This is a genomic window from Streptomyces aurantiogriseus (genome assembly GCF_014649375.1).
Classification (GTDB): Bacteria; Actinomycetota; Actinomycetes; order Streptomycetales; family Streptomycetaceae; genus Streptomyces; species Streptomyces aurantiogriseus.
Window position 1 is genome coordinate 60,181 of sequence record NZ_BMSX01000001.1, and the last position, 22,711, is coordinate 82,891.

Below are 22,711 nucleotides of genomic sequence, written 5' to 3' on the forward strand. Positions count from 1 at the left end.
AGGGGGGTTCTGCGGGATCCGTCTCAGGTACTACGGGTCGCCGTGGGGTGGGGACGGACCGCTCCGCGATCCCTCTCAGTAGCCGGACGGTCTCACCAGACCCGACTCGTACGCGAACACCGCCGCCTGGGTGCGGTCCCGGAGGCCCAGCTTCACCAGGATGCGGCCCACGTGCGTCTTCACGGTCTGTTCGGCGACGACGAGGTGGCGGGCGATCTCCGCGTTGGACAGGCCCTGCGCGATGAGCGTGAGGACCTCCGTCTCCCGTTCGGTGAGGTCGCCGACGCGCTCCTTGAGCGGGGCGCGAGGGGTGTCGTTCAGGCGGGAGAACTCGGCGATCAGCTTGCGGGTGATGCCGGGCGCGAGCAGGGCGTCGCCGGCCGCGACCACCCGGACCGCCTCCGCGAGCTGGTCGGCGGAGGCGTCCTTCAGCAGGAACCCCGACGCCCCGGCACGCAGCGCCTCGTACACGTACTCGTCGAGGTCGAAGGTGGTGAGGACGAGGACCTTGATGTGCGGGGTCGCTGCGGTGATGCGGCGGGTGGCCTCGATGCCGCCGAGTTCGGGCATGCGGATGTCCATCAGGACGACGTCCGGGGAGAGTTCGGCGACCTTCTCGACGGCGTCGAGGCCGTCGACCGCCTGCCCGATCACCTCGATGCCCGGGTGGGCGTTGAGCAGCACGGTGAAGCCCTGCCGGACCATCTGCTGGTCGTCGGCGATCAGAACGCGGATGGTCCCGCTCGTCATGGAGTTCCTTCTTCGGTCGGGGGCGCTGTGCCCTTCGTGCTTCTCCCCTTGGTCGGGGGCGGGTCGTCCGGGAAGATCAGCTCGAGGCCCTCGGGGGTGCCGGGGGTGTCGGCGGGAGGGGGCGCGGCACTGTCCTTCGGGAGGAACGCCGAGACCGTGAAGCCGCCGTGCAACGTCGGGTGCGCGGTGACGTGGCCACCCAGCATCGCGGCCCGCTCCCGCATGCCCAGCAGGCCGTGCCCCGCGCCCGGGGAGGGCCGCACGGGCCCGGGGCGGGAGTTGGTGACCTCCAGGTGCACCCCGCGCGGATCGTGGGTGATGCCGACGCGGACGCTGGAGCCCGGCGCGTGCCGCAGGGCGTTGCTGAGCGCCTCCTGGACTATGCGGTACGCCGACAGCTGCACGCCCGGCGGATACCCGCGCGCCTCACCGTGGACCTCGGCGACGACCTGCAGTCCGGCGGCGCGCGTGTTGTCGATGAGGGCGTCGAGGCGGTCGAGCGTGGGTTGCGGGGTGTCCGGGGCGGTGCCGGTGCCGGCCGCGCCGAGGCCGTAGGGGTCCTCGGGGTTCTCCGAACGCAGCACGCCGAGGACCCGGCGCAGTTCGGTCAGCGCCTCCAGGGCGTTCTCGCGGATGCCGGCGAGGTTCTCCTTCAGCTCCTCGGACGGGTTGTCCACCAGGTGGGGGGCCACCTGGGCCTGGATGGAGATCACCGACATGTGGTGCGCGACCACGTCGTGCAGCTCGCGCGCGATGCGGTTGCGCTCCTCCAGCAGCGTGCGCCGGGCGCGCTCCTCGGCGGTGATCGTCTCCTGTTCGACGAGCTGGGTGCGGGCCTCGCCCAGGCCTCGGAAAGCGGCGCCGACGATGACGACGGCCGCGAAGACCGCGACGGACCCGAGCCCCGTCGAGGTGTAGGTCGCCCCGCCGATCAGGCCTTGGATCACCCAGGTCGTCACGGCCGTGCCGACGAGGACCGCGAAGGACACGCGGGTGCGCACCCGGAGCGCCAGGAGCAGGAACACGATGGCGTGCGCCGTGACTTCGGTGATGTTCCAGGGCCAGGCGGGGCCCGGGAGCGGATGCCCCTGCAGGGTCGGCCGGGCGGCCACCGCGGCGACGACGGTGCCGGCCAGGGACAGCGCCCACGCGGGGACCGGCCGCCACAGGGCGAGGACGACGGCCGCGCCCTGTGCGAACCCGGTCAGCACTTCCAGGTCCGTGCCCAGGTTGTAGCGACCCATGTGGTCCGTGTTCGCCAGTGCGATGGCGAGGGCGATCCAGCACACCACCACATACCCCGGCACGCGCAGCCAGCGCAGACCGCGCCACCGCGGTGAGGTCCGGGAACGGGTCGCCTCGAGTGCTGGGCGCAGGCGCTGAAAGCGGGCGGGAGGCGGGGGTGCCGGGGCGGCACGGTCGCGTGGGTCTCTGCTCTCCTCGCCGGTCACGGGCTCAACCCTAGGCACCGCGGGCCGCCTTCGCTTCCGCCGGCTGGGAACGGTGGTGGACACGGATCACACGGGACCGGCGGCCTCCCTCACGGCGGATCCCCTGTTCGAAACCGTGGAACGCCGCCCAGCACACCCCGAGGACAAGACCGAACACAGGCAGCCACAGCAGACGGGCCGCCACCCACTCCAGCCCGTCGGGGACCGTGTGCAGGCCGGGCAGGCGGCCCGCGAGGAGACCTGTGGCGGTCGTCGCCATCAGGGCCGTCTGATGCCACAGGAAGACCGTCATCGCGGAGAGGTTCACCAGCGCCACCGCCGCCCAGGCCACCGGCCGCCGCATCGCCGCGCGCAACCGGTCGCGCAGCAACAGGGCCGCACCGCACTGCGCCAGGCCGAAGGTGACGGCCGCCAGCGTGGGTGGGTTGAGGTTGGACACGGTCGCCCCGGGCACGCCCACCATCGATGCCGGATAGCCGGCCCAGCCGATGAGCACCGCCGTCGTCACGGCCCCGCCGGTCAGCAGGATCCAGCCCGCGCGCGGGCGCTCCAGCTCACCGCGCGTCCAGGCCGCGCCCAGGGTGTACGGCACCAGCCAGCCCGCCGCCAGGTTCACCCAGCCGAGCCAGGACGGGCCGCCCAGGCCGAAGCGGACCAGGTCCACGTGGAGGACGACGGCCAGCGGCCACAGCGGACTGAGGCGGGCCAGTAGCGGAGTCGCCGCTGTCAGCGCCGCGAAGACCAGGAGGAACCACAGCGGGGACAGTGCCAGTTTCAACAGGGTGTGGACGGTGGTGAGGGACGCACCGCCGAGCAGGAGGCAGAGTGTGGCTGCCGTCCACAGGGTCAGTACCGCCACCACCGGGCGGAACAGTCTGGAGAGGCGGGCGTGGAGCCATGCCCCGTACGTGCCGCCCCGGGCGCGGGCCGAGGCGTGGCTTCTTGTCGCCACATGGCCGCCCACCATGAAGAACACCGCGAGTGTCTGAAACGTCCAGGACACCGGGGCCAACCAGGGCATGTGGCTCAAGGGACTTGCGGTGTACAGGGTGCCGCCGTCCGCGACGAGCGCGGTCACCAGCCAGTGACCGAGGACGACACCGAGGATCGCCAGGGCGCGCAGGGCGTCGACGGCGCGGTCGCGCTGCGGGGGCGTGGCGGCGTCGATCCGGGCCGCTGCTCGCCGTATGCCCGGCAACGGCCGCCGTGTCGCGGGTGTCTCAAGCACGGGTCACCTCCGTGGTGTCGCCGAGGACGATCCGGGAGAGGTTGGCCAGGGAGACCGAGCCCGGGGCGAAGTAGTCGCTGTGGCCGCCGGTACCGGCGGAGAAGACGCGGGCGCCGAAGGACGGGGAGACCGGGTCCGTGCCGAAGCCGACCGTCGTGCCGAACAGGTCGGCGCTGATGTGCGGGACGTCCGCCACCCAGTCGTCGGCGCCTCGGGCCGCCCAGACGCGCGCGCGGGTGTGCAGGGCCGCTGCCGCGTCCGCGCCCGTGCCGGGGCTGCCGAGGAGGGCGATGTCGTCCACGTCCAGGCGGGGAGCCGCGCGGCCGCACACGACCGAGCCGTACGAGTGGCACAGGAGGGCGACATGGACCTCGGGGCCACTGACGGCGCGCAGCTCGCGCACGAAGTCCTGCAGTTCCGGGGCCGCTTCGTCGGCGCGGGCCGGGGTGATCGCGGTGGTGCTGACCGTGCCCGGTGTGGTGTAGCCGAGCCAGGCCACCACGGCGGTCCGGGTGCCGGCCGGGGCCTGCGAGGTGAGCCGGTGGTGCAGTGCGGCCGCTCCCGCGCGGAAGCGCCCGTAGGTGTCGAGCGAGGTGTCGGAGCCCGGTACGAGGACGGCGACGCGGTCGGCGTGGGCGAGGTCCCCGAACACCTCCGTCGCGCGGCCGGTGCCCCGGCCGTCGAAGGCGAGCAGTCTGCGGGAGGGAGCGGCCAGCTCCCGGTCCGCCGCCGCGCGGTGACGGTCGCCGTGGGCGGCGGCCATCCGGGACGCCAGAGCGGCGTTGGCCCGGTTGGCGGCGTACGCCTCCTCCAGCGTCTTTCCCGTCAGCGGGGCGAGGTCGGCGGGCGCCGGGGCGGGGATGCGGGGCCGGGCAGCGGCAGTGAGGGGGACCACCACGGCGGCGGTGACGAGGGCGGCCAGGAGGACGCGCGTCCAGCGGATCCAGCGGATCCCACGCCGACCACGCGCACTTCCCTCCCGACCCCGCCGCCGTCCACGAAAACGACCTCCGTCGGCCCCGGCCATCCCGCCCCTCCCCCGCCAGTCCGCCCGCCCATCGGGCTGTCCTGGCTTGGAAGTTACGGATCGCCGCTCGTCGCTCGCGTCCCGCCGGGGAGCTCTTCTCCGACGTAGCTCTCAGGTATTACGGGTACGACAACCAAGGGAACGAGGACGACGCGGACGGCCGCACATCCCTCACCGCGCCGGCCGTGCGGTTCCTCACCACTGCGGGCCGCACGGTTCCTCACCGCTGCGGCCGCGCGGCTCCTCACCGCTGCGGGCCGCACGGTTCCTCACCACTGCGGCCGTGCGGCTCCTCACCACTGCGGGCCGCACGACTCCCCACTCCTCCAGTCGCGCGACTCCTCACACCCCGGCCGTGCGGCTCCTCATGCTCCGGCCGTGCGGCCCCTCACCCCTCCGGTCATGCGACCCCTCGCCCCTCCGGTCATGCGACTACTGACCCTCCGGCGTACGACCATCACCACGCCAGCTGCGCGATCTCCTCCGCCACCACCGCACATGCGTCCGCCGCCGGATCGATCAGCGGGAAGTGGCCGACGTCCTCCAGCAGCGTCAGCCCCACCATCTCCCCCGCCTTCGCCGCTGCCTCCGCGTACGACTCGGCGACCGCCTGCGGGACGACCAGGTCGGTCCGGCCCTGGACCAGCGTGGTGGCGATGCCGGTCGGCAGCAGGAGCGCGGGGTCGGCGTACGGCCGTCGCTCGACGAAGTACTCGTCTCCGCCCAGGAGTTGGAGTGACGCGCTCCCACAGACCTCCAGTTTCTCCGCGATCTCGAGGTCCGCGATCGGGGCGAGCGCGACCACACCCCGCAGCGGGGCGGGGCCGCCGGTGCGCCAGGGGGCGTCGGCGGGCAGCACATGGCGTGCCGCGGCCCACAGGGCGAGGTGACCGCCGGCCGAGTGCCCGGTGAGCACCGTGCGGCGCGGGTCGGCCTGCGGCAGGGCCTCCCGGACGAGGGCGGGGAGCGCGTCCAGCGCGGCGGCGACGTCGTCGAAGGTGTCGGGCCAGCGGCCCGCGACCGGGGACGGCCCGGAGGGCTCGCCCTCCGGGCCCCGCCGGTACTCCACATTGGCCACGGCGAAGCCGTGCCGCGCCAGGAAGTCCGCGAACGGTGTGATGTGCCGCCGGTCGTACGGCGCCCGCCACGCACCGCCGTGCAGGACCACGACCAGCGGGGCGGAGCCGCCGCCCGGGGTCCCCGCTCCCCTGGGTGCGTAGAAGTCGATCACCTGGTCGGGGTGGTCACCATAGGCGGCGGTGGTGTCGGGGTCGACCGCCGGGTGCGAGAAGACCGACTCCTCTTCGGCGGCGGCCCGGGCTGCGAGGACGTCGTCCGGCATGCTCCAACCTCTCAGCAACAAAACGTATTTGGACGGAACGGGGGTGGCGGACCAGGTGGGAAATCGGCCGTTGGCGGGGACGGTACCAGGCGCGTGACGTGCGCGGACACGTGGATGTCACGCTCGGTGAGGGTTGCGCGGTCTGTCGGTACGGTGCGTTCCGGTGGGGGTACGTGGCGTGTCCGTGCGGCTGCCCTGCGGGCGGCTGGGGACGGGCGGGGGGCGCCGAGTGGGCGCTGTGCGTGAACGGGGTCACCAGCCGCACGTCGGTTCGCAGTTCCCGTGCGCCGGGGTGACCGTCGGAGTGGGAACGCTCACCCGCGCCGCCGAGGTGCCGCTCTCTGGGGGACGGGCGCCGCCCCAGCGGCACGACTGCCCGCGGCTACGCGGGCTGAGCGGCCCGGCGGCCTGCTCGGGCCGCCTGCGCCGCTGCCGGGGCGGGGCCGCGGCGAGCGGCAGCGGCCCAGCCGGCCGTCAGACCGCGAGCCCGCCGACCACCGCGCCCAGCGCGTGCGGCCGCCGGGCCGCGGCGACCAGCTCGCACAGTCCCCGAGCCGTCAGGCCGCCAGGCCGCCAGGCCGCCAGGCCATCAGCCATCAGGCATCAGCCATCAGGCTGCCACCACCTCCCCCAGCACCCGCGCCGCCCGTTCCACATCCGTGAAGCTGACGTACAGCGGGGTGAAGCCGAAGCGGAGTATGTCGGGGTGGCGGAAGTCGCCTACGACGTTCTGGTCGATCAGTCGCTTCATGACCTCGCCGGCGTCGTCGCAGCGCAGGGCGACCTGGCTGCCGCGGTGCTCGTGGGCGGCGGGGGTCAGGGACTCCACGCGGTCCTGCGGGACGTACTCCGCCACGCACTCCAGGAAGAAGTCCGTCAGGGCGAGCGACTTGGTGCGGACCGCCTCGATCGAGACGCCGTCCCAGACGTCGAGTGCCGCCTCCAGGGCCAGCATGGACAGGATGTCCGGGGTGCCGACCCGGCCCCGCAGCGCGCCCGGCGCCGGGGCGTACTCGGTGCGCATGCCGAAGGGCTCGGCGTGCGAGTTCCAGCCGGGCAGCGGGGAGTCGAAGCGGTCCTGGAGGTCGCGGCGGACGTAGAGGTACGCCGGTGACCCCGGGCCGCCGTTCAGGTACTTGTAGGTGCAGCCGACCGCGAGGTCCACGCCGTGTTCGTCGAGGCCCACCGGGAGGGCGCCCGCGCTGTGGCAGAGGTCCCAGACGGCGAGCGCGCCGGCCGCGTGGACGGCGGAGGTCAGGCCGGGGAGGTCGTGGAGGCGGCCGGTGCGGTAGTCGACGTGGTTCAGGAGCACCGCGGCCGTACGGTCCGACAGGGCCGACGGCACCTCCGCCGGGGTCACCGGCCGCAGCGTGCGCCCGGTCAGCCGGGCGGCCGACTCGGCTATGTAGCCGTCCGTGGGGAAGGTGGTCGCGTCGACGAGGATCTCGTCCCGGCCCTCCCCCGCCAGCCGCACGGCGCCGACAAGTGCCTTGAAGACGTTGACACTTGTGGAGTCACCGACCACGATCTGCCCGGCTTCCGCCCCCACCAGCGGGGCGATCCGGTCACCGATCCGCTCCGGCGCCGTCCACCAGCCGCTCTCCTCCCAGGAGCGGATGCGCAGCTCGCCCCACTGGCGGCGGACGACGTCCTCGACGCGGCCGGGGACGGAGACCGGCAGCGCGCCCAGCGAGTTGCCGTCGAGGTAGACGACCTCGTCGAGCACGAACTCCGCGCGCTTGGGAGCCAGTTCGTCACCGGAGTCCAGCTCCCGCGCCTTGAAGGCGAACTCAGACATGGGACCTCGCCGTCCACAGCTCGGGGAACACGTTCTTCTGCGCGCGCTTCTCCAGCCAGGCCACGCCGGCCGAGCCGCCCGTGCCCGCCTTCGCGCCCATCGCGCGGCGGGTGGCGACGAGGTGGTCGTTGCGCCAGCGCCACACCAACTCGGCGACATCGGTCAACGCCTCGCCGAGACGGGCGAGTTCGTCGCTCTCGTCACCGGAGTAGAGGGCGGTCCACACCGCCTCGACCTCCGGGGACGGCTCGTAGCGAAGCGCCACGTCACGCGTCAGCACGGCCTCCGGGATCGCGTGCCCGCGCCGGGCCAGCAGGCGCAGGACCTCGTCGTACAGGCTCGGCTCGTGCAGCGCCTTCTCCAGCTCGGCGTGGACACGGGGCGCGCCCCGGTGCGGGACCAGCATGGACGCGGACTTCTCGCCGAGCAGGAACTCCATCCGCCGGTACATCGCCGACTGGAAGCCGGAGCCCTCGCCGAGGGCGGAGCGGTACGCGTTGAACTGGGCCGGGGTGAGCTGTCCGAGCGGCTTCCAGGAGGCGTTCAGCGCCTCCAGCTCCCGTACCGAACGCTTCAGCGCGGCGATCGCCACCGGCACCCGGTCCTCGCGCAGGGCCTGCGCCGCCGTCTCCCACTCGTGGACGATGACCGTGAACCACAGCTCCATCACCTGGGTCGTGACCAGGAAGACCATCTCTCCGGGATCGTCGGAGAGGGTGTGCTGGAGGTGGGTGAGCACGTCCGCCCGGACGTAGTCCTCGTACGGCGTCGTGCCTGCGAAGTCGAGATGCGGGGTCTCGGGCTCGTGAGCCTCATGAGCCTCATGGGACATCGCTGTCTCCTGTTGTGTACTCCGGGTAGCGGTCCGCCCCTGCCGTTACCGACACGGGGGCCCCGGTCCCCACCGGCATCCTCCGCAATCGTCGCCCGAAAGTGCAAGGCCCGCCTGATCACACAGGCGGGCCCGTACGTCGAAAGGCTCTGCCGTCGAGCTAGCCCAGCGTCTGGGCCGCCGTCGGCGAGGAATCCTTCAGGAACTGCGTGCAGCGCTCGTACTCCTCCTGCTCGCCGATGGTGCCCGCGGCGCGGGCGAGGGCGTGCAGGGCGCGCAGGAAGCCGCGGTTCGGCTCGTGCTCCCAGGGGACCGGGCCGTGGCCCTTCCAGCCGTTGCGGCGCAGGGCGTCCAGACCGCGGTGGTAGCCCGTACGGGCGTACGCGTACGACTCGACGACACTGCCCCGCTCGAACGCCTCGTCCGCGAGCTGGGCCCAGGCGAGGGAAGAGGTGGGGTGCTTCGCGGCGACATCGGCGGGGGCCGTGCCGCTCGCGAGGAGCTGGCGGGGCTCGGGGTCGTCGGGGAGGTGGGTCGGGGGCGGCCCCCCGAGAAGGTTTTCGTGAATGGACATGGGTCCAGTCTGGGGGATCCGTGAGGGGTACGGGGGTGTGGGTCGGGGTTGGTCGCAGGGCACGCCGTGCTGCGGCTGGTGGTGGGCCGCGCGGCCCGGCGCCCACAGGGTCCCGCCGCGCCCGCCCGCGCCGCGAACACGGCGCCCCAGGCTGCGTCGACCGCATCGCACCCGCTGCTGCCGCCCGGGAGTCGGTGACGCGGCCCAGCGCCCACGGGGTGCCGCCTTCTGTGGGACGGCGGGCCGCCGGGGCTGCCGCCTTCTGTGGGACGGCGGGCCGCCCCACGCGGCACTCATGCCCGTGGCTTACGCGGCCGGGCCGGCTGTACCTTCCTCGGTCGACAGCCTCCGCCTCACCCGCTCCCCCTCCAACGGCGGCGCCGTGACGCTCCCGTGCGTCCTGCACTCCGGGTGCTTGCACTCCGGCCCCGGCTTCCGCACCGTCGCGAGGGCGACCGCCGCTCCCACCACCAACAGCCCCGCACACACCGCCATCGCCCGCCCGAACGCTTCGTCGAAGGCGTCCGCCGACCGGTACGCCTCCGCCCCCATCCCCGTCACCAGCGGCAGTGCGGCCACCGCGATCAGGCCGGCCGCTCGGGCCGCCGCGTTGTTGATGCCGCTGGCCAGTCCGGCGCGGGCGACGTCCACGGAGGCGAGGACGGTCGCGGTCAGCGGGGCGACCAGGGTGACGAGGCCGAGGCCGAGGACCAGGACGGCGGGCAGGACGTCGGCGAGGTAGGAGGCGTCCTGGCCGACCCTCAGCATCAGCAGCATCCCCGCGGCGCACAGCAGGGGGCCGACCGTGAGGGGGATGCGCGGGCCGATCCTGTCGGCCAGCTCTCCCGACCTGGCCGACAGCAGGAGCATCAGCACGGTCGTCGGCAGGAGCGCCGTACCGGCGCCGAGGGCGGAGTAGCCGGCGACGACCTGGAGCTGGACCGCCGAGAGGAAGAAGAAGCCGCCGAGGGCCGCGTACACGCACAGGGTGACCAGATTGACGGCCGTGAACTGGCGGGACGCGAAGATGTCCAGCGGCATCATCGGGTCCGGGCGGCGCCGCTCGACGAGGACGAAGGCCACGCCGGCGGCGACCCCGGCCACCGCCGTCACCGTGACGACCACGGTTCCTGCCCCCGCCTCGATCAGCGCGTACGTCACCAGGCCGAGCGCCGCGGCGCCCAGCACCGCCCCCAGCACGTCGAACCCGCCGTGGACCCGCTCGTCACCCGACTCGGGGACATGCCGCAGGGCCACCGGCACGCACAGCAGCGCCAGTGGCACGTTCAGCAGGAACACCCATCGCCAGCCCGGCCCGTCCACCAGCCAGCCGCCCAGGAACGGGCCCACCGCCGCCCCGACGCCCCCGAAGCCGGACCACAGGCCCACGGCCCGGCCCCGGTCGTCGGGGTGGAAGGACGCCTGGATGAGGGCGAGGGAGCCGGGGGTGAGGAGTGCGCCGCCGATGCCCTGCAAGGCCCGGGCGGCGATCAGGACCCCCGCGTTCGGGGCGATCCCGCACAGCAGTGAGGCGACGGCGAACCACACCACTCCCACCACGAAGATCTTCCGCCGGCCGTAGCGGTCCCCCAGTGAGCCGCCCAGCAGGATCAGGCCGGCCAGCGTGACCATGTACGCGTTGACCGTCCACTGGAGGGCGGCCAGGTCCGCGTCCAGGTCACGGCCGATGCGCGGGAGGGCGACGTTGACGACGGTCGAGTCCAGCATGGCCATGCTGGAGCCGAGGACGGTGGTGAGCAGGATCCATTTGCCCTGCGGTGAGGCCAGCCGGACGTCGGGCATGCTCCCAGGTATACAGCGAGCCCGGCGCCATGGGCAGACGCCGGGCTCACACGACCCCGGAGGGTTACTTGATCTTCGTGCCCGCCGACCGCAGGTTCTGCGTCGCCTCGACGACGCGCGCGGCCATGCTCGCCTCGGCCAGCTTGCCCCAGGTCCGCGGGTCGTAGGTCTTCTTGGAGCCGACCTCGCCGTCGACCTTGAGGACACCGTCGTAGTTCTTGAACATGTGGTCGGCGACGGGACGCGTGAAGGCGTACTGCGTGTCCGTGTCGATGTTCATCTTGACGACGCCGTTCTCCAGCGCGGTCGCGATCTCCTCCTCCGTGGAGCCGGAGCCGCCGTGGAAGACGAAGTCGAACGGCTGGGAGCCGGCCGGCTTGCCGTACTTCGCGGCGACGCCCTCGTTGAGCTCCTTCAGCAGCTCGGGACGGAGGACGACGTTGCCCGGCTTGTACACGCCGTGGACGTTGCCGAAGGACGCGGCCAGCAGGTAGCGGCCCTTGTCGCCGAGGCCGAGCGCCTCGACCGTACGCACCGCGTCGTCGACGGTCGTGTACAGGGAGTCGTTGATCTCGTGGGAGACGCCGTCCTCCTCACCGCCGGTCGGGGTGATCTCGACCTCGAGGATGATCTTCGCGGCGGCGGCGCGGGCGAGCAGCTCCTGCGCGATCTCCAGGTTGTCGGCGAGGGTCTCGGCGGAGCCGTCCCACATGTGCGACTGGAACAGCGGGTTGCGGCCGGCCTTGACGCGCTCCTCAGAGATCGCGAGCAGCGGGCGTACGTACCCGTCGAGCTTGTCCTTCGGGCAGTGGTCGGTGTGCAGGGCGACCGTGACGGGGTACTTCTCGGCGACGATGTGCGCGAACTCGGCGAGGGCGACCGCGCCCGCCACCATGTCCTTGCTGTACTGGCCGCCCAGGAACTCGGCGCCGCCCGTCGAGATCTGGATGATGCCGTCGCTCTCCGCCTCCGCGAAGCCGCGCAGAGCCGCGTGCAGGGTCTGGGTCGAGGTGACGTTGATGGCCGGGTAGGCGAACTTGCCTGCCTTCGCCCGGTCGAGCATCTCGTTGTAGACCTCGGGGGTTGCGATGGGCATTCGTCCGCTCCTTGAGTGTGCGGGTTGGCGTACTGCGTGATTACGGCCCTGACCTAGACCTTGGGTGCGACGTCATCGTCGTCCCCATCTTTCCAGAGATGCGCGGATGGTCCATGCCTGGTCCACGGCCGGTCCACGCGCCGGTCAAGTCCAGGTCAAAGTGGGTTGTCAGTCCAGACCCAGTTCATCCTTCGAGAAGGCGAACAGGTACGGCACCCCCGCGCCCTCCTGGATCTTCTCGGCGGCGCCCGTCGCCCGGTCCACGATGGTCGCGACGGCCACGACCTCGGCGCCCGCCTCGCGCACCGCCTCCACGGCGGTCAGCGGCGAGCCGCCGGTGGTGGAGGTGTCCTCGACGACCAGGACCCGACGGCCCTTGATCTCCGGGCCCTCGACCCGCCGCTGCAGCCCGTGCGCCTTCGCCGCCTTGCGTACGACGAAGGCGTCCAGCCTGCGGCCGCGCGCGGCGGCGGCGTGCAGCATCGCGGCCGCGACCGGGTCGGCACCCATGGTCAGCCCGCCCACCGCGTCGAAGTCCAGCTCGGCGGTCAGGTCCAGCAGCACCTGGCCGACCAGCGGAGCGGCCTCGCCGTCGAGGGTGATGCGGCGCAGGTCGACGTAGTAGTCGGCCTCCAGACCCGACGACAGGGTCACCTTGCCGTGCACCACGGCCTTGTCCTTGATCTGCTGCAGCAGCTCGCCACGTACGTCCGTCATGCCGAACAGCTTAGAGGCGCCCCCTACAGGCGGCTCCAGCGCCAGGTCGTCGTCGCCTCCAGGGGCTCCAGCGGGGTGACCAGGCGCGGGAGGGTGTTGAGCCCGTTCGGCGGGCCGGTCTGCGGCTCCACGCACACGGCCGCCTCCTGCTCGTCGTAGACGACGACCCACCGCTCCGGGCTGGTCACCTCGAGCCGGAGCTGCCCCGGCCAGGTGAGGGCGACGGCGACGCCGTCCGGCATGCCGAAGCAGTCGTCCCAGGGGCTGGGCTTCGGATCGACGCGGTTGCCGGTCGGCAGGTGGTCGTCGCCGCGCTCCTCCTGCCAGGCCGGGTCGAAGGAGAGCTGCACGCCCTCGCTCCCTCCCAGGTTCCGGTTGAACCACGGGTGCCAGCCGATCTGCGCCGGGAACGACGAGCCGTACGTCTCCACCGACATCGTCAGCGTCAGCGCGTCCTCGCTCAGTGCGACGATCTGCGTGACCCGGCCGGGGTAGGGCCACGGCTCCACCAGGTCGTACGTCAGGACCGCCTCGTCCGCCGAACTGCGGGCCACCCGCCAGGCGCCGTCGCGGACGGTGCCGTGGATGGCGTGCGGCGGGGAGTTGAGGGGCATCTGGTGGACGGTCGCCCCGTCCCGGAAGCGGCCGTCCCGGACCCGCCCGCACCAGGGGACCATCGGGAAGCAGCCGAACCGTTCCCCCTGGCGCAGCAGCTCCACACCGCCGACGCGCAGCCCTCCGACCCGTCCGCCGTTGCCCGGCTGCACGGTCACCTCCGCGTCGCCCGCGGTCAGCGTGATGTCTTCGTCACTCACGGGACGACCCTACCGAGGCGATCAAGAGGGCGTGGGTGTCACCGGCGGCGCCGCAGCACCCTGCCCACGACGATCGCCGACGCCACGACGAACGCGGCCGCCGGGGCCGCCCAGCGCAGGGTGTTCGTCGGGGCGACGGTCTGCGGGGCCGGGACCGGCGCGTACCGGCCGCGCGGCGGCGCGTGGTCCACCTCCTCCGCGCTGCGGCCGATCATCGTGCGGCGCGCGTGCGCGGCTTCGGCGGGGGGTTCGGCGGCGGAGGGGAAGTCGTCCACGCCGGCTCCTTCGTCCACGTCGTCCACCTCATCCACGTCATTCACCTCGTCCACGTCGTCCACGCCGTCCAGTTCGTCGAGGCCGGACGGGGGAATCTCGGCCTGGAAGACGGGGGTGGGGGGTTCCTCGTCGGGCTCCGGCTCAGGCTCCGGCTCCGGCTCCGGGGCTTCCCGTACGGGCTCCTGCTCGGCCGCGAGTGTCCCCAGGTTCTCCGCGAAACGGTTCAGCAGGCGTACGACCGCCGCGTCCACCGCCTCCGGCGGGAGTTCCGCGATCCGGCCGTCCGCGGAGGCCGTGCCCTCGACGTGGAGGGTGGTGCCGTCGCCGGACTCCCGCAGCCCCAGGGTGAGGGCGAGTTTGACCGTGCCCGTTCCGCGCGCCTCGGTCGCGTCGCCCTCCACGGCGTACGTGTCGTCCGCACGGGTGGTGACGCGCAGGGTGCCCCGGTAGGTGATGGTGTGACCGCCGACGCGTAGCTTCAACCGGCCCGCGACGGGGTCGGTGCCGGCGTCCTGCTGGAGTCCGGGGACCGCCCGGGCCACCTGCGCGGGGTCGACGAGGGCTGCCCGCGCCTGCTCGACCGGAACCGGAACGAACACCTCATGCTCCATACCTGCGGAGCCTACCGAGGAGCGCGGGGGTATACGCCCCCTCTGCCGCAACTCGCCCCGGCGTTGAAGCGGGCCTCCGTCAGGGCTCCGCCCCCGGACCCCCGCCACTGGCCCTGAACGGGCCTCGTCCTCAAACGTTGGACGGGCCGGCTTCCCCCGACCGGCGCCCGGAAGCCCGCCCCTCGGATCGGCGTCACCGGCGCTGCGACACGCCCCCTAGTACCGCGGATGCATCAACGTCGAAGCCCGCACCCCCTCCACCGGTGCTCCCAGTGGCCGCTCCTCGTGGTCCAGGGGCAGGGGTGGGCGGGTGTCTGCGGCGGCCAGGACGAAGCCCCAGTCGCGGGGGGCGCGGGAGGTGTCCGCGGTGCGGTCGGGGCCTGTGGTGATGCCGGTGTCGTCGCCGGCGACGCGGTAGGGGGAGGTGCGCAGGCCCGCCGCGCGGATCGTCGTCTCCACCGTCCAGAAGACGCGGGGGCGGGCGGCGACCGGGCCGGCGTGGACCACGAGGCGGCCGCCGGGGCGCAGGGCGCGGCGGGCGAGGCCGTAGAACTCCTGGGAGTACAGCTTCGTGCTGGCCGTGATGCCGGGGTCGGGGAGGTCCGCGATCACCACGTCGTACCGGCCCGCCGGCATCTCGCGCAGGCGGCGGAAGGCGTCGGCGATGGTGACGTGGACGCGGGGGTCGTCGTAGGCGTGGCTGTTCAGGCCGGAGAGGGGCCGGTCGGTGCGGGCCAGGCGGACGAGGTCGGGGTCGAGCTCGACGACGTCGACACGGTGGGTGCCGGGGTGGGTGAGGACCTCGCGGGCGGCCAGTCCGTCGCCGCCGCCGAGGATCAGTACGCGTGTGTGGGGGCCGTTCATCGCGGGGTGGACCAGGGCCTCGTGGTAGCGGCGCTCGTCGTGGCCGCAGACGCGGAGCCTGCCGTCGAGGTAGAGGCCCAGGGGGCGGCCTCCCGTGCCGCCGGTGAGGACGACCTCCTGGACGCCGGTCCGCAGGGCCACGCGGACGTCGTCGCCGTACACCGCGTGGCGTGCGGCTCGTTCGAAGTCGTCCACCAGGACGGCGGCCGAGGCCAGGACGCCGAGCACGGTGACCGTGGCCGTCAGCAGGAGACAGCGGGCCCGGCAGGTCAGGTCTCGGCGGAACAGGCCCAGGACCAGGGCGCCGCCCGCGATCACGTTCACCGCGCCCGTGAGGAGAGAGCTGGTCAGCTGGCCGAGGAAGGGGAGCAGGAGGAAGGGGAAGGCCAGGCCTCCCACCAGCGCGCCCACGTAGTCCGCGGCGAACAGGTCCGCCACCGCGCCACCCGCGTCCTGGCGGCGGATGCGCTGGATCAGCTCCATCAGCAGGGGAACCTCGGCGCCGATCAGCAGGCCGATCGCCAGGGAGAAGGCGACCAGCAGGACACGCGGACCGTTCGCCCACAGGCCACCCCAGTCGCCCGTCCACGCGAACACCGCGTACAACGCCATCGCACTGCAGCCCCCGACCAGGGCGAGTGTCACCTCGACCGCCGCGAAGCCGGCCGCCCCCAGACGGCGCAGCCGTTTCGCGGCCAGCGAGCCGATGCCCATCGCGAAGACCATGACCGACAGCACGACGGAGGCCTGGGTGACCGAATCACCCATCAAGTACGAGGCCAGGGCCACCAGTTCGAGTTCGTAGACCAGACCGCAGGCCGCGCAGACGAAGACGCACCCGAGGACCAGGAGCCGCCCGGTGTCCGGCCGGACGGGGAGCCGCGCGGGGCCGCGCCAGGCGGGTGGGGCACCGGGCGGGGCGGGGGCGTGCGGTTCGATCACGAGTGGGACGTTACGTGACGAATACGGCGAGCTTCGTCACCCACACGTGTGGAACTCCGGGTAGTTGAGGCCCCGTACGTTTGAGCCTCGGCTGATGCCGCCCCCGGCCCCCGTCAACTCACCGGCACCCGCGCCCCCACCCTCGTCCTGGTCGCCACCAGCTGCCCGTCCTGCGGGTACGCGTGCCACGTCCGCCAGTGCACATGCCCCTCGTGGCGCTGGGCCAGCAGGGCCGTGAAGGCGTGGGGGCTGCCGGGGAAGACGCCGGCCAGGCCGTGGGGGTGGTCGGAGACCAGGGCGAGCAACTCCTGGGCACGGCCCGCGAACTGGCCCGGTGTCAGGACTTCCACACGGGCGGCGAACTCGTACTCCCAGTCTCCCACCCGCTTGGACACGCCCAGCGGGAGCGGGGTGCTGCTCCCGGGGATACAGGCCACCGTCTCGGAACAGGAGCCTTTCTCCTCCTCCAGCAGCACCTGGTGGGACGCGCCGAGGAGTCTCAACTGAAGCTTGGTACCGAGCAGTTCGAGGTCGAGTGTGGCCAGGGCGGGCAGCGGCTCGCGCCCCAGGGCCCAGGCGAGGTCGGCCGCGCGCGTGTCGGTGTAGGAGGTGTTCAGGGTCGTGAGCATGACTCGGCTCCGCTGGAACAAAAGAAGAGGAAAGGTCCGGCGCACCCCGGTCGACACCGGGGGTCGGGCCCCGGTCGACCCGGGTCTGGTCAGGGCGTCCGCGCGGGACGTCCGAGGGGGCCGAGGGGCTGCGTTGGCGATGTAGAGGGAATCATGAACGGTGGCGCCGCCACAGCGTTTTTACCCAACTTCGTGGGGTTTCCATCCCTCAGAGGGCTCCACAGCTCAACTGTTCAATCACAGCGCGCGCCGTGCGGCCGGGCGCACCTGCGCGCGCCCCCGCGCCGGACATGGTGCGACCGCGGGGCGCCCTGGTCAGGGGCGGACCCCGCGGTCCGGATGCGGCTCCCCCTCGGGGAGCTCAGCTGCCCCGTGTCAGCTGCCTCCGCCGCATCCGCCGCCTCCGCCCCCGCAGGACGAACCGCCGCCGCAGGAGTGTCCGCCGGACGAGCCGCTGTCCCCGCCGCCCGCCCACCAGCTGCTGCTGCCGCCGCCGCTGTCGCTGTGCCGGCTCGTGGACCGCTGCGGCCGGCCGCCCCGGTACGTGCGCGCGTTGCTGGTCCGGCGTGCGCCCGCGAGGACCGCCCCCACGAGCACGACTGCGATCACCGCCAGGATGATGCCGACGACCATGGCGTCACCCTCCCTTCGTATCCCCCGAAGCGGCCCCCCGTGGGCGCCTCGCGCACCGTGTGACCGGCGCGTGAACGGGGGATGCCCGCCCCTCGCACGGGCCAAAGCACACTTGAGGAAGTCCAGAGCTTCGGCGCAGGATGACCGGCATGACCTCCACCGCACGCCCCTTCCTCAACCGTCGTCTCGCCGCTTTCGGGACGACGATCTTCGCCGAGATGTCCGCCCTCGCGGTGCGGACCGGGGCCATCAATCTCGGGCAGGGGTTCCCGGACACGGACGGGCCCGAGGAGGTGCGGGAGGCGGCCGTGCGGGCGCTGCGGGACGGCCGCGGCAACCAGTACCCGCCGGGGCCCGGCATCCCCGAGCTGCGCACGGCGGTCGCCGAGCACCAGCGCCGGCGGTACGGGCTGTCCTTCGACCCGGACACGGAGGTCCTGGTCACCGCGGGCGCCACGGAGGCCGTCGCGGCCACGCTGCTGGCGCTGCTGGAGCCCGGTGACGAGGTCGTGGCCCTGGAGCCGTACTACGACTCCTACGCGGCCTGCATCGCGATGGCGGGCGGCACACGCGTGCCGGTGACGCTGCGGCCGGACGCCGAGCAGGCCCGTTTCCGTCTCGACCTGGACGAGCTGCGGGACGCGGTCACCGACCGCACCCGGCTGCTGCTGATCAACACCCCGCACAACCCGACCGGCACCGTCCTCACCCGTGCCGAGCTGACCGCGATCGCCGAGCTGGCCGTGGAGCGGGACCTGCTGGTCGTCACCGACGAGGTGTACGAGCACCTGGTCTTCGACGAGGCCGAGCATGTGCCGCTGGCGACGCTGCCGGGCATGCGTGAGCGGACGGTGACGATCGGGAGTGCCGGCAAGACCTTCTCGTTCACCGGGTGGAAGGTCGGGTGGGTGACGGCGGCGCCCGGGCTGGTCACGGCGGTGCGGTCGGCCAAGCAGTTCCTGACGTACGTCTCCTCCGGGCCGTTCCAGTACGCGGTCGCCGAGGCGCTCGCGCTGCCGGACGCGTACTTCGACGCCTTCCGCGCGGACATGCTGGCCAAGCGGGACCTGCTGGCGGCGGGGCTGGCGGAGGCCGGCTTCTCCGTCTTCCGTCCCGCCGGCACCTACTTCATCACCACCGACATCCGCCCCCTCGGCGAGAGCGACGGCTTCGCCTTCTGCCGCTCACTGCCGGAGCGGGCGGGCGTGGTGGCCATCCCGAACGCCGTGTTCTACGACCACCGTGAGGCGGGCGCGCCGTTCGTGCGGTTCGCGTTCTGCAAGCAGGTGAGCGTGCTGGAGGAGGCCGTGAAGCGGCTGAAGACACTGGCCGGCTGACCGACGACCGTCAGCTTCCGTCCCACCCGCTCGGCCGGTCCTGGGACTCCCAGCGGTATCCGGAGATCGCCGCGCACGGCGCTGGAGCGGGCGGTCACCGCGCTGAGCCCGCTCGGCGGAGGCTCCGGTGCGAACGGCCGGAGCCCGGCCCTGGCACGCGGCCGTGGTGGTCGCGGCCCTGGCCGGGCTCTCGTTCGCTTACGGCGCTTACACGCCGCTGTAGATCTGGGGACTTACTCGTCGCCCTCTTCGGGCTTCTCCGCTTCGTTGACCTCCTGCTCGAGGCCCAGCTGCTCCACGAGCCACTTGTCGAACTCGATGGCGGCACGGACCCAGCTCACCGTCGAGGAGACGAAGAGCTCGATGTTCACCCCGGCGCCGATCAGCATCTGCGCCTCGCCGATGAGGCGGACGGTGCCGTCGTCGTGGGTGTGGGTGTAGACCTTGGGCCACAAGGTGCGGCGGTTCCAGTCGTCGATGGACTCCAGGAGCTGCGCCTTTTCGTCGATCTTGTGGGGCCGGTCGTAGAACGTCCGCACCGAGTAGACCGCCTGGTCGCCCTCGCCACGGAACATGAAGTACGTACGGAATTCCTCCCACGGCGCCGCGAGGTCACCCTCGTCGTCGACGACGTACTTCAGCTCCATCTGGTCGAGGAGCTGCTTCACGAGGTCCTGATCCGGAACGACGGGGCCCGCCGGTCCCTGGGGCTGCGGCTCGGGCTGGCCCCCGAAGTTCGGAATCGAGGACGGGTCGATGCTCACCGTGATTTTCCCTTCGTACGGATCCCGCCATCCTCCCCCAGAGGGGGCGGGGGATGGCAACCCCGACTCGGTGTGTAAGCCGAGGGCTGACAGGATCCGGCCGTCCAGTCCTGTGATGCGGCGCTCGATCTTGCGGCGGGAGTCCGGCGGGCAGGCGTCGAAGCAGTGAACGTGCGGGGAAGCGTGCAGGTCGGGGGGCCGTGAGGTGGGCGCGCGGGGTCCAGGGGGGCGCCCCCGCCCCCCTGGACCCCCGGCCTATGCCCACCCACCACCCGACTCGGTCGGACAAGAGGCGGGCCTCACGCTCAACCCGCCCGAGGGCACCCGGCAAGCGCCGGGCAGGGCAACCCAGCCCGTCCGGCGATTGAGGACGAGGCCCGTTCAGGGCCGAAGCGGGGTGCGGGGCGGCAGCCCCGCGAGGGGTGCAGGGCGCAGCCCCGCCGGGGTTCACGGGGCGCAGCCCCGGCGGGGTCGAAGGGGCGGAGCCCCTGGAGGTCGGGCGAGGCAAGCCCCCGCGCCGGTCAGAGCGTCTTGCCCGTCGCCGGGCCCACGATCAGCCCGTCCCCGAACGCGTCCACCCGGACCGTGTCGCCGTCCTTGACCTCGCCGGCCAGGATCTCCTTGGCGAGGCGGTCGCCGATGGCCGTCTGGACCAGGCGGCGCAGCGGGCGGGCACCGTACGCCGGATCCATGCCCTCGTCGGCGAGCCAGGTCAGCGCGGCATCCGTGATCTCCAGGCTGAGCCGCCGCTCGGCCAGCCGCCTGGCCAGCCGGTCGATCTGGAGCCGCGCGATCCGGCTCAGCTCGTCCTTGGACAGAGCCGAGAAGACGACCAGATCGTCGAGCCGGTTGAGGAACTCGGGCTTGAAGGAGGTCCGCACCACCTCCAGCACCTGCTCCTTCTTCTCCGCCTCCGTCGAGACCGGATCGACCAGGAACTGGCTGCCCAGATTGGACGTCAGCACCAGGATCGTGTTGCGGAAGTCGACCGTCCGGCCCTGGCCGTCCGTCAGACGGCCGTCGTCCAGCACCTGGAGCAGGATGTCGAAGACCTCGGGATGCGCCTTCTCGACCTCGTCGAGCAGCACCACGCTGTACGGCCGCCGCCGCACCGCCTCCGTCAGCTGACCGCCCTCCTCGTAACCGACGTACCCGGGCGGGGCGCCGACCAGCCGGGCGACGCTGTGCTTCTCGCTGTACTCCGACATGTCGATGCGGACCATGGCCCGCTCGTCGTCGAAGAGGAAGTCGGCGAGTGCCTTGGCGAGTTCGGTCTTGCCGACACCGGTCGGGCCGAGGAAGAGGAAGGAACCGGTGGGGCGGTCGGGGTCGGCGATACCGGCCCGCGATCGCCGTACGGCGTCCGACACGGCCCGTACGGCCTCGGTCTGGCCGATGAGCCGCTTGCCCAGCTCGTCCTCCATGCGCAGCAGCTTCTGCGTCTCGCCCTCCAGCAGACGGCCGGCGGGGATGCCGGTCCAGGAGGCGACGACGTCGGCGATGTCGTCGGAGCCGACCTCCTCCTTGACCATGGTGTCCTTCGCGGCCTCCTCCTCGGCGGCGGACGCGGCCTCCAGGTCGCGCTCGACGGCCGGGATCTCGCCGTACAGCAGCTTGCTCGCGGTGTCGAAGTCGCCGTCGCGCTGGGCGCGTTCGGCCTGGCCGCGCAGTTCGTCGAGCTTCTCCTTCAGCTCGCCGACCCGGTTGAGGGACTGCTTCTCCTTCTCCCAGCGGGCGTTGAGGCCGCGCAGCTCCTCCTCCTTGTCGGCGAGGTCGCGGCGCAGCTTCTCCAGACGCTCACGGGAGGCGGGGTCGGTCTCCTTGCCGAGCGCCAGCTCCTCCATCTTCAACCGGTCGACCGCACGCTGGAGTTCGTCGATCTCGACGGGGGACGAGTCGATCTCCATGCGGAGGCGCGAGGCGGCCTCGTCGACGAGGTCGATGGCCTTGTCGGGGAGGAAGCGGGAGGTGATGTACCGGTCCGAGAGGGTGGCGGCGGCGACCAGCGCGGCGTCGGCGATCTGCACCTTGTGGTGGGCCTCGTACCGCCCCTTCAGCCCGCGCAGGATCGCGATGGTGTCCTCGACGGTCGGCTCGGCGACCAGCACCTGCTGGAACCGCCGCTCCAGGGCCGGGTCCTTCTCGATCCGCTCGCGGTACTCGTCGAGGGTCGTCGCACCGACCATGCGCAGCTCACCGCGCGCGAGCATGGGCTTGAGCATGTTGCCGGCGTCCATGGCGGAGTCCCCGCCGGCGCCGGCGCCCACGACGGTGTGCAGCTCGTCGATGAAGGTGATGATCTGCCCGTCGGAGTCCTTGATCTCGGCGAGGACGGTCTTCAGCCGCTCCTCGAACTCGCCCCGGTACTTCGCCCCGGCCACCATCGCGCCGAGGTCGAGCGCCACCAGCCGCTTGTCCTTCAGCGACTCCGGCACGTCCCCCTTCACGATCCGCTGGGCGAGCCCCTCGACGACGGCGGTCTTGCCGACGCCGGGCTCACCGATGAGAACGGGGTTGTTCTTGGTACGACGGGACAGGACCTGCACGACCCGCCGGATCTCCTGGTCCCGCCCGATGACGGGGTCGAGCTTGCCGTCCCGCGCGGCGGCGGTGAAGTCCGTGCCGAACTTCTCCAGGGCCTTGTACTGCCCCTCGGGGTCGGCGGTGGTCACCCGGCGCCCGCCGCGGGCCTTCTGGAAGGCGTCGGCCAGCTTCTTCGCGGTCACCCCCTGCTGGGTGAGGACGTCACCGGCCTGCCCGCCCTTGGCGGCGATCCCGATGAGCAGATGCTCGGTGGACAGGTACTCGTCGCCCAGTTCCCTGGCCCGTGCCTGCGCGTCGGCGATCACGGCGAGCATCTCGCGGTTGGGCTGCGGGGGTGCGACGGTGGACCCGGTCACGCTGGGCAGCGAGCCGAGCACCTTCTCCGCGCCGGCCCGCACGGCGGCCTGGTCGGCGTCGACGGCGGCGAGCAGATCGACGATGTTCTCGTTGTCCTGCCCCTGGAGCAGCGCGAGCAGCAGATGGGCAGGGGTGAGGTCGGGGTGTCCCTCGGACACGGCCCGGTTGCCGGCCGCCTGGATCGCGTCCCGGCTCCGGTTGGTCAGCTCGGCGTCCACGTTCGCTGTCTCCTCCTTGTGTCAGCCGTCTCCCGTCACTGACTCAGTCAGCGTACACAAAGTTGAGTCTATTCCACTCAAGGTGTCCGCACCGGGTTCGGTG

Annotated in this window: 20 protein-coding genes; 1 reads left to right on the top strand and 19 read right to left on the bottom strand. The window is 72.5% G+C overall.

The genetic code is table 11. From position 1 onward, the window contains the following. Positions 1–75: 75 nt before the first annotated feature. The 17 genes from IE263_RS00275 to IE263_RS00350 form a co-directional block, all read right to left on the bottom strand. Positions 76–750 carry a response regulator gene (locus tag IE263_RS00275; RefSeq protein ID WP_189931018.1) on the bottom strand — a complete coding sequence of 225 codons (675 nt, stop codon included), beginning with the start codon at positions 748–750 and terminating at the stop codon, positions 76–78. Next, positions 747–2,126 carry a sensor histidine kinase gene (locus tag IE263_RS00280; protein ID WP_373311845.1) on the bottom strand — a complete coding sequence of 460 codons (1,380 nt, stop codon included), beginning with the start codon at positions 2,124–2,126 and terminating at the stop codon, positions 747–749. Before IE263_RS00280 ends, IE263_RS00275 begins: the two co-directional genes overlap by 4 nt. A gap of 85 nt (positions 2,127–2,211) precedes the next feature. Beyond that, on the bottom strand, positions 2,212–3,429 hold the full coding sequence (locus tag IE263_RS00285; RefSeq protein WP_229910719.1) for an acyltransferase family protein: 1,218 nt from the start codon (positions 3,427–3,429) through the stop codon (positions 2,212–2,214). Continuing rightward, on the bottom strand, positions 3,422–4,456 hold the full coding sequence (locus IE263_RS00290) for an alpha/beta hydrolase (protein WP_189931020.1): 1,035 nt from the start codon (positions 4,454–4,456) through the stop codon (positions 3,422–3,424). The genes IE263_RS00285 and IE263_RS00290 overlap by 8 nt, the downstream gene beginning before the upstream one ends. Before the next feature lie 457 nt (positions 4,457–4,913). Continuing rightward, complete coding sequence (locus tag IE263_RS00295) at positions 4,914–5,798, bottom strand: alpha/beta hydrolase (RefSeq protein ID WP_189931022.1); 885 nt, start codon at positions 5,796–5,798, stop codon at positions 4,914–4,916. Between the two features lie 474 nt (positions 5,799–6,272). Then, positions 6,273–6,395 carry a hypothetical protein gene (locus IE263_RS49420; RefSeq protein WP_268255982.1) on the bottom strand — a complete coding sequence of 41 codons (123 nt, stop codon included), beginning with the start codon at positions 6,393–6,395 and terminating at the stop codon, positions 6,273–6,275. Positions 6,396–6,408: 13 nt separating this feature from the next. Next, complete coding sequence (kynU, locus tag IE263_RS00300; RefSeq protein WP_189931024.1) at positions 6,409–7,596, bottom strand: kynureninase; 1,188 nt, start codon at positions 7,594–7,596, stop codon at positions 6,409–6,411. After that, complete coding sequence (locus IE263_RS00305; RefSeq protein ID WP_189931026.1) at positions 7,589–8,428, bottom strand: tryptophan 2,3-dioxygenase family protein; 840 nt, start codon at positions 8,426–8,428, stop codon at positions 7,589–7,591. Before IE263_RS00305 ends, kynU begins: the two co-directional genes overlap by 8 nt. A 160-nt stretch (positions 8,429–8,588) precedes the next feature. Next, positions 8,589–9,002 carry a DUF3151 domain-containing protein gene (locus IE263_RS00310; RefSeq protein WP_189931028.1) on the bottom strand — a complete coding sequence of 138 codons (414 nt, stop codon included), beginning with the start codon at positions 9,000–9,002 and terminating at the stop codon, positions 8,589–8,591. Positions 9,003–9,308: 306 nt separating this feature from the next. Beyond that, the gene (locus tag IE263_RS00315; protein ID WP_189931030.1) at positions 9,309–10,805 is read right to left on the bottom strand and encodes an MFS transporter; all 1,497 of its coding nucleotides are present in this window, start codon (positions 10,803–10,805) and stop codon (positions 9,309–9,311) included. Between the two features lie 64 nt (positions 10,806–10,869). Next, a complete protein-coding gene (fbaA, locus tag IE263_RS00320) occupies positions 10,870–11,901 on the bottom strand; it encodes a class II fructose-bisphosphate aldolase (RefSeq protein ID WP_189931032.1) in 1,032 nt (343 codons plus the stop codon). Positions 11,902–12,069: 168 nt separating this feature from the next. Beyond that, the gene (pyrE, locus tag IE263_RS00325; RefSeq protein WP_189931033.1) at positions 12,070–12,618 is read right to left on the bottom strand and encodes an orotate phosphoribosyltransferase; all 549 of its coding nucleotides are present in this window, start codon (positions 12,616–12,618) and stop codon (positions 12,070–12,072) included. Between the two features lie 23 nt (positions 12,619–12,641). Next, positions 12,642–13,433, bottom strand: coding sequence for an aldose epimerase family protein (locus IE263_RS00330; protein WP_189931035.1), 792 nt, complete (start codon positions 13,431–13,433; stop codon positions 12,642–12,644). Positions 13,434–13,471: 38 nt separating this feature from the next. Then, positions 13,472–14,320 (bottom strand): SRPBCC domain-containing protein, encoded by an 849-nt coding sequence (locus IE263_RS00335; protein WP_189931037.1) that lies wholly within the window; start codon positions 14,318–14,320, stop codon positions 13,472–13,474. Between the two features lie 216 nt (positions 14,321–14,536). Then, on the bottom strand, positions 14,537–16,126 hold the full coding sequence (locus IE263_RS00340) for a polyamine aminopropyltransferase (protein ID WP_189931039.1): 1,590 nt from the start codon (positions 16,124–16,126) through the stop codon (positions 14,537–14,539). A gap of 113 nt (positions 16,127–16,239) precedes the next feature. Next, positions 16,240–16,755, bottom strand: coding sequence for a DUF2617 family protein (locus tag IE263_RS00345; RefSeq protein ID WP_189931042.1), 516 nt, complete (start codon positions 16,753–16,755; stop codon positions 16,240–16,242). 375 nt (positions 16,756–17,130) lie between these two features. Continuing rightward, complete coding sequence (locus IE263_RS00350; RefSeq protein ID WP_189931044.1) at positions 17,131–17,388, bottom strand: hypothetical protein; 258 nt, start codon at positions 17,386–17,388, stop codon at positions 17,131–17,133. A 140-nt stretch (positions 17,389–17,528) separates the two neighbouring features. On the opposite strand from IE263_RS00350, the gene IE263_RS00355 reads away from it, so the two are divergent. Continuing rightward, the gene (locus IE263_RS00355; RefSeq protein WP_189931050.1) at positions 17,529–18,725 is read left to right on the top strand and encodes a pyridoxal phosphate-dependent aminotransferase; all 1,197 of its coding nucleotides are present in this window, start codon (positions 17,529–17,531) and stop codon (positions 18,723–18,725) included. A gap of 233 nt (positions 18,726–18,958) precedes the next feature. Here the strand turns inward: IE263_RS00355 and IE263_RS00360 are convergent, their stop codons facing one another. Both IE263_RS00360 and clpB read right to left on the bottom strand, forming a co-directional pair. Next, complete coding sequence (locus tag IE263_RS00360) at positions 18,959–19,489, bottom strand: YbjN domain-containing protein (RefSeq protein ID WP_189931051.1); 531 nt, start codon at positions 19,487–19,489, stop codon at positions 18,959–18,961. A gap of 521 nt (positions 19,490–20,010) precedes the next feature. Continuing rightward, positions 20,011–22,608, bottom strand: a complete 2,598-nt coding sequence (clpB, locus tag IE263_RS00365; protein ID WP_189931053.1) for an ATP-dependent chaperone ClpB — start codon at positions 22,606–22,608, stop codon at positions 20,011–20,013. Positions 22,609–22,711 lie beyond the last annotated feature (103 nt).